9 protein-coding genes and 1 pseudogene are annotated in these 6,497 nt (G+C 32.7%); 4 read left to right on the forward strand and 6 right to left on the reverse strand.

What is annotated here, in order from left to right:
* Window positions 1-577 precede the first annotated feature (577 nt).
* Both KUG37_RS14305 and KUG37_RS14310 read right to left on the reverse strand, forming a co-directional pair.
* Window positions 578-1,207, reverse strand: a complete 630-nt coding sequence (locus KUG37_RS14305) for a hypothetical protein (protein ID WP_016807110.1) — start codon at window positions 1,205-1,207, stop codon at window positions 578-580.
* 12 nt (window positions 1,208-1,219) lie between these two features.
* Window positions 1,220-2,122: a DUF4747 family protein gene (locus KUG37_RS14310; RefSeq protein ID WP_016807109.1), complete on the reverse strand. Its 903-nt coding sequence runs from the start codon at window positions 2,120-2,122 to the stop codon at window positions 1,220-1,222.
* 224 nt (window positions 2,123-2,346) lie between these two features.
* Here KUG37_RS14310 and KUG37_RS14315 point away from each other — a divergent pair, with 224 nt between their 5' ends.
* Window positions 2,347-2,667, forward strand: coding sequence for a type II toxin-antitoxin system RelE/ParE family toxin (locus tag KUG37_RS14315; protein WP_216938015.1), 321 nt, complete (start codon window positions 2,347-2,349; stop codon window positions 2,665-2,667).
* The gene (nadS, locus tag KUG37_RS14320; RefSeq protein ID WP_004896911.1) at window positions 2,660-2,932 is read left to right on the forward strand and encodes a NadS family protein; all 273 of its coding nucleotides are present in this window, start codon (window positions 2,660-2,662) and stop codon (window positions 2,930-2,932) included. The genes KUG37_RS14315 and nadS overlap by 8 nt, the downstream gene beginning before the upstream one ends.
* A gap of 498 nt (window positions 2,933-3,430) precedes the next feature.
* On the opposite strand, the gene KUG37_RS14325 is transcribed toward nadS, so the two are convergent.
* Complete coding sequence (locus KUG37_RS14325; RefSeq protein ID WP_216938013.1) at window positions 3,431-3,670, reverse strand: hypothetical protein; 240 nt, start codon at window positions 3,668-3,670, stop codon at window positions 3,431-3,433.
* Window positions 3,671-4,074: 404 nt separating this feature from the next.
* Between KUG37_RS14325 and KUG37_RS14330 the strand changes: the two genes are divergently transcribed.
* Window positions 4,075-4,482: a DNA-directed RNA polymerase subunit alpha C-terminal domain-containing protein gene (locus KUG37_RS14330; RefSeq protein ID WP_216938011.1), complete on the forward strand. Its 408-nt coding sequence runs from the start codon at window positions 4,075-4,077 to the stop codon at window positions 4,480-4,482.
* Between the two features lie 421 nt (window positions 4,483-4,903).
* On the opposite strand, the gene KUG37_RS14335 is transcribed toward KUG37_RS14330, so the two are convergent.
* Both KUG37_RS14335 and KUG37_RS14340 read right to left on the reverse strand, forming a co-directional pair.
* Window positions 4,904-5,185, reverse strand: a complete 282-nt coding sequence (locus KUG37_RS14335; RefSeq protein WP_216938009.1) for an addiction module antidote protein — start codon at window positions 5,183-5,185, stop codon at window positions 4,904-4,906.
* Window positions 5,186-5,488 (reverse strand): type II toxin-antitoxin system RelE/ParE family toxin, encoded by a 303-nt coding sequence (locus KUG37_RS14340; protein ID WP_000286964.1) that lies wholly within the window; start codon window positions 5,486-5,488, stop codon window positions 5,186-5,188. It abuts the gene before it with no gap.
* A gap of 150 nt (window positions 5,489-5,638) precedes the next feature.
* Here KUG37_RS14340 and KUG37_RS14345 point away from each other — a divergent pair, with 150 nt between their 5' ends.
* On the forward strand, window positions 5,639-6,172 hold the full coding sequence (locus KUG37_RS14345) for an SMI1/KNR4 family protein (RefSeq protein ID WP_216938007.1): 534 nt from the start codon (window positions 5,639-5,641) through the stop codon (window positions 6,170-6,172).
* 176 nt (window positions 6,173-6,348) lie between these two features.
* Here KUG37_RS14345 and KUG37_RS14350 read toward each other — a convergent pair.
* Window positions 6,349-6,497: pseudogene (locus tag KUG37_RS14350) on the reverse strand (DNA-binding protein); the annotation flags it as partial.

Below are 6,497 nucleotides of genomic sequence, written 5' to 3' on the forward strand. Positions count from 1 at the left end.
GTGGACCTAAAGCTGTAGGTATGTCAGCACGATTGATAAATCGTCAAGGTGGACAAAATTTACATGATGTACTTTCTGATCTATTTTAGATTTTAGTATGCACTGTGTTTATTTCCACTTTTATGTTTTAAGATATTGTTTTTTAAAATAAATATTTATATTTTTTTACTTCAGAGTGAGACTGAAAAGGGGTGAATCTCTACACCTATAAGTTTGATGTGCTCTAGTAAAAACACAAATTTTCCGACTATGAATATCTATCTTTAAAATATTAAATATTTGATTTTAAATTAATTTTAATTTTGGCGTAATTTAAGAAAAACTGTAAAGAATTCCACTTCTTGAATATATTTAATTGATTTTATAGATGTTTTTCAATGAAAACATCATAGTCGGAAAAGTTCACTACTAACTAAATTTCGTATAAGAGGTTTTATGTTAAATAAGCTCAAAATAGATTTGGGAATGTGTCAAGACGGTGTGTGAATCGTAATCTCAGCCCAGGAAGCACAATTATCTACTGTCGTGGACGACCGATGCGCGGATCCGTCAACCTGAATTGCTATTCGGCAGTACATTATTTGGATTTTTTTTCTTTTTCTTCCAACAATGCTGTTAATAAAGCATCTAAGTCTTCATCTTCAATTTTGTTAATTTCATCAGTGATAATTGCTATATTGAAAATAGCAAATGTAGCAGCCAGCATTGTAATAATTGAATATACAAAAATTAGAAATCCAAAACCATGTGCAAATACTTTTAGAAAATCTATAACTACTTCGGTACAATGACTATAATTCAATGGATAATTTAACTTTATATAATTCAGAAGCTTACCTATAGAGTTCGCTTTCAAAATTAATAAATAAATGAATGATATAACTTGAAGTATTATAAAGTGAACAAAAGTAGCGTTAACGACTAAAAAGTCAGAATGATGACTATTTTTTTCAAATGATAAGCTTAATAATTTCTTTAACTTAGGATTGCCAACGGATAGCCATACTCCATATCCACCTAACGCGAATCCTAATAAACTAGGTAAACCTGATAGTGGAATTAAGAACCAATCATTCTCGGTAGACCAAAATGAGTAACACAGTAAAGTTATGAGAATAGATGCCCAAAAATAGAAAGATTTTATGATAGCTGTAAAACCACCATATGCTTCCCAGTAAACTAATAAAGCAGTAGGATTTTTTGACATCTATTGTCTCAATTAAATTTCATCTAAATACTTATTTGCCATTAATAGCAAAAATTCTTTCTGAGAAATTTCTTTAGGATAGTAAGCATCTTTAATGATTTTTGGATACTCAGTGGTACTTACAGTTTTCCTTTCTCCATTAGTCATCATAACAGCTTCTACTTCACCATTATCTGCTGCAACACGAGATAAATCTTCCAGTTGTTGATCAGGGTCTAGATATGAGCTTTCTTCAGCAGTTGCGATTACTTGTAACTTTTTTGCTTTGATATCTGCTAAGTGTCCCATGATTCTACCTTTTAAACTTGTTAGATCATCAGGATTTGGCTTATATAAAGTAATATCTAATTTTAATAGTTTTTTAGAAGCTAAGATGCTTTCTACTTGTTTATCATCGGTTACTGCCGTTACATGTCCTGATTGGAAGTTTTCTAAAAAGTCTTCTCTTTTAAATATCGTTTCAAAGTATCTTTTAAAAACAGATATCTGAACGGATCCTGAACTATCTCTTATCTCTGTAACCATCAGATGTTTCTTAGGATAAAAAACAAAATCAAAAAACTTTGCATTTGCTAGGTAATTAGGTGGAATTTTTACTTGAGTATTCGCAGAACTTTCATCAACTATTTCTTTTTCATTAAGGTCAAACCACTCCTTAATATCAATATCAGTACACTTTAAGAGTGTGCCAGTTACACCTTCTAGAGGCTTTCCTTCACTTATTTCTTTAATATCATACAAGTAGATAGAAGTATTATTGCCTATTGAAATAGGTTTCTGGATTTTGTTTTGAATAAAATATAGAAGATCTATATATACCATTGGTGTTTCGTGGGGATGTACCACAATATTAAGACCAGCATAGTAAACTGAACGAGCTCTACCACGTCCTTTAATTCTAGTTTGTTTCCCCATTTCTGTAACTCCAGAATATTTATGAATAACAATAATTTAATTTCAATAAAATACATCAATTTTTATAATTCAGTTCAATTAATATTGAATTTTTAGAAATATAAAAATATTAAGAGCATTTAAAATTAACATCAGACACATTATGCGCAACAAGAGCCTACAGCGCTCGTTTTTTAATTCTAAAACTGCTAAAATCCTTATACGCCATTGACGTACTTCAGCCCATGCTATTCATTGAAACCAGTATTTTTACCAAGCAAATTAAAGAGCTTGTTAACGATGAAGAATATCGTCAGCTCCAGCAAGATCTTCTAGTACAGCCTGATAAAGGCGACTTGATCAAAAATGGTGGTGGCATTCGTAAAGTACGTTGTGCTCAGGGCAATAAGGGGAAAAGTGGTGGTATCCGTGTGATCTATTATTGGGTCACAGAAGATGATCAGATCTTTTTCCTTGTGGCTTATCCAAAGTCAATAAAAGATAACCTGACTGATAAAGAAACATCGATCTTGCGTCAATTAGTGAAGGAGCAATTTCATGGATAACAACTTATTTGATGACTTGGTTGCTTCGATTAAAGAAGCTGGTGCCATCAAACGCAATGAAATGAAAGCAAGCCGAGTGACTGAGCTTGAATTACCAGATATTAAAGAAGTACGTGAGAAAACAGGCTTAACCCAGGCAGAATTCGCTGCACGTTTGCATATCAGCGCGAGAACGCTCCAAAACTGGGAACAAGGCCGCCGCTATCCGACTGGCCCTGCAGCGACTTTAATTCGTATTCTAGATGCTCACCCCACTTTAATTTAAGAAGTCTAGAAAGTAAAAAACCCCGGCATCCTGCCGGGGTTTTTCGTATTGGGTTGGTAGGTATGACTCCTGTCGTACCTCACGATCCTGGTGTGTAAACTTATTATTGTTGTTTTCTGTTCTGGAACATCCTGTTCCTGTATGACTTCATCATAGGAAAATTCCACTGTTCCAGGTAGTAGCAAAGGGCCGAGATTGATGTGCGCCAAAGCGTACAAAATAGCCTAAATTTTATCCCCAGCAATTGGGGATAGTTTTGGAACCTGGATCCGCATGAAATGGGCACTGATTACCAAATTGATCATTTATTAATCAATTTTCTTGGCAAAATGTTACAGATTCGCCTAAAAACTCACCAACTTATTACAAAAGCCATTTTTTGTGCATTTTGTGATCATGGTTAAAATTTTAAGTTATTGATTATTATATTAATATACAAGTGTACTTCGTATAACCGCCATTATGTTAAATGGATTTAGAAATCTGATTTTTATTTTCCTAAATAGTCACAGGCTTCCAACAAAAATCTCTAACAATAATCACATGGTTATTTCCATAAATTATATAAAGATCATACTTCTTTAGATGGGATGAAATCTTTTCCATAATTACATCAGCAAGTCTATCTCGACCACATATATGATAAAATTGATCCCATTTTAGCGTAATTCCTTCATTACCATTTCTTCTAATTAACTCATTGATATCAGATGATATTGATTGTATTGATTTAGCCATAATATTTCTTACAGTAACCTTGCAATGATCTTAAATATATATTAAAACTTTATTAGAGTGAATAAGTTTTTTTAATAAGAAATGAAAAGGACTAAAAAATGAGTAAATGTAAATACTGTAATTCTTCTAACTACGGATCAGGATGTCCAAACAGTCCTACCAAAAAGCATGAACATAATGATGACGAAAAAGCATGTGAATATTGCTCAAGTCGTAATTATGGATCGGGATGCCCATATAGCCCTACCAAAAAACATAGACATGGCAGTGGAAGTAATAAGTGCCGTTGGTGTGGTTCAACTAATATTGGATCAGGATGTCCATATAGTCCTACCAAGAAACATGAAAAATAAAAAATACGACTAATTTTGTTGCTATTACAGTTTGTTATATAGGCTTAAAAAATGAATATCCCTAAAGTAACGCGTTGGGTTGATTTTGTAGTGTCTGAATTGACACATAATGAACTTGAATACTTTGAAAAAATGATTCAACAAATCATTAAAGAAAAGAATCGAATTTTTCTCGAGGAACCTTTAACAGCTAATCCAAAAAAATTTAAAGGAATAAAAATCGAAGATGCAGAGTTAACACTTCGCTCAACTAGAATACTACTTTCTAGAAAGTATAAAACTCTTGAGCAAGTTGCTAAACTTTCACGAAGTCAACTCATTGCGCTAAGCAAATATGGTTTTATGAGAAAATCAATGATCGAAATTACTGATTTATTAGCTGATAATAAAACTATAATTTCTAAAGAATTGTATGACTCACTAAAACTTCCAACAGATTGTTATGAACCACTAAAATAAACCAGATTTTAAAGCTAAGTGTTGATTGATATATGTCAAATTTCTCTAAAATTAACATAATACGGATTATACGAAACCCCGATATTGGATATGTTTTTTAAATTACGTATAAAACAATTTACTACTGACTTAAAAATTACCTCAAAGGTTACTATGGATCCGTAAGGCTTTAAGAGTAAGTACTACCAGTATGGTGACTAATAAATACAAAACATAATGGCCTATTCCATTTGATGGGCTATTTTTTAAGTAAATTGATAAAATAATGATGGTAATAAATAGCAAAAAATATTGCATGTTATCCTTAAATTAATTGATATCTCGAAAAATGGGAATTGTTTAACTTCCCTAAAATTAACATAATACACCTTATACGAAATTAAAAAATGGAGCCTAAAGCTCCATTTTTTAATAACTTTTTTTAAATTACTAAGCGTAAATTCAGTGCTTTTACAACTTTAATCACAGTATCAAAACTAGGGTTAACATCACCAGAAAGTGCTTTATAAAGACTTTCTCGGCCTAAGCCTGTATCTCGTGATAATTGAGCCATTCCTTTAGCTTTTGCAATGTTACCTAAAGCCTTTGCAATGAATGCGGCATCGCCATTAGATTCTTCAATACATGCTTGTAAGTAAGCCTGCATATCATCCTCTGTTTTAAGATGCTCAGCACTGTCCCATTTGCGAAGTTTAATAGCCATTTATAGCTCCTCCTCTAAATCTTGTGCCAATTGCAGGGCAAGTTTTATATCTTTACTTTGCGTAGACTTGTCTCCGCCTGCTAAAAGAATAACGACCCTTTGCCCTTGCTTACAGTAATAGATCCTGTAGCCAGGTCCAAAGAAGAAACGTAATTCAGAGACACCCTCACCCACGGGTTCAGTATCTCCAAAGTTTCCATCTTCAACCCGATCAATTCGGACTTGTATACGTCTTTTTGCCTGCTGGTCTTTTAACTTGGTAAACCAGTCATCAAAGACTTCTGTGGTATATATTGAGTACATAAGAGTAATGTATCCCATAGGATACATTTATGCAAGAAATAAACTTGATATTTGGGGCTCGAAACGGTGAATTTCGTATAACAACCATTATGTTAAATGGAAATTTAAATTCCTAATTTATACTATGAAAAAATTAATTGAGTAGATTAAATGAATATTGATGTAAGCAGAGATCATGGCCTAATTGATAGAAAAATTATTGAAAATTATGCTAAGTCTATTGGTTATAAATTTCCTAAGTCTTATGTTGAATTACTCAGTAAACACAATGGATTAACACCTCAAAAGAACTATTTTGAGTTTTTAGATCATAACAATGAGATCACAGATAGAGACGTATATTTTTATAGCTACGGATATGAAGAAATCGAAATTTGGGATGAAGAAGATCGTAAAAAGTATGAGGATTCCATCAAAAAATATGAAGCAATTGAATTAAATCAGCCTGATGAACACATGTATGAATTTATGGATAAACACATAGTGATTTTTGGAGAATGTGCAGGTGGTGACTTACTAGCTTTTGATTACAGAGACGATCTTAATACTGATGAACCACCTATTACTCTGATTTATCATGATGACCTTATCGAAATATCACCAACTGAAAATAAGTTGAGAACTATAACATTAGCAAATAACTTCACTTCTTTTATGGCGTTATTGAAAGAGGATAATTTTTAAATTTCCCTAAAATTAACATAATACACCTTATACGAAATGCATTATAATTTTCTTTAGAAATCAGTGCTGTAGGTTTCTATTTTTAGCCCATCTAGACTTAGATGGGCTTTTTTAATGATTTGTCACGTTCCACGATCAATTATTGATCATTGTTCCACGACTTTGTGTAGTTCAGATTAACCATATGGCAGGAAAAAACGGCTCAGAAAGCCACGTTTTTTAGGCTCAGGTTCGACATGCTCAGGAACAGGAATACGCTTATTCTGCGTTTGGATATCGCTTTCAACCTCATTCGGCTTTACAGGTAGTGGTACTTCAATAGTCT

It is taken from the genome of Acinetobacter sp. BY419 (genome assembly GCF_019038395.1).
GTDB lineage: Bacteria > Pseudomonadota > Gammaproteobacteria > Pseudomonadales > Moraxellaceae > Acinetobacter.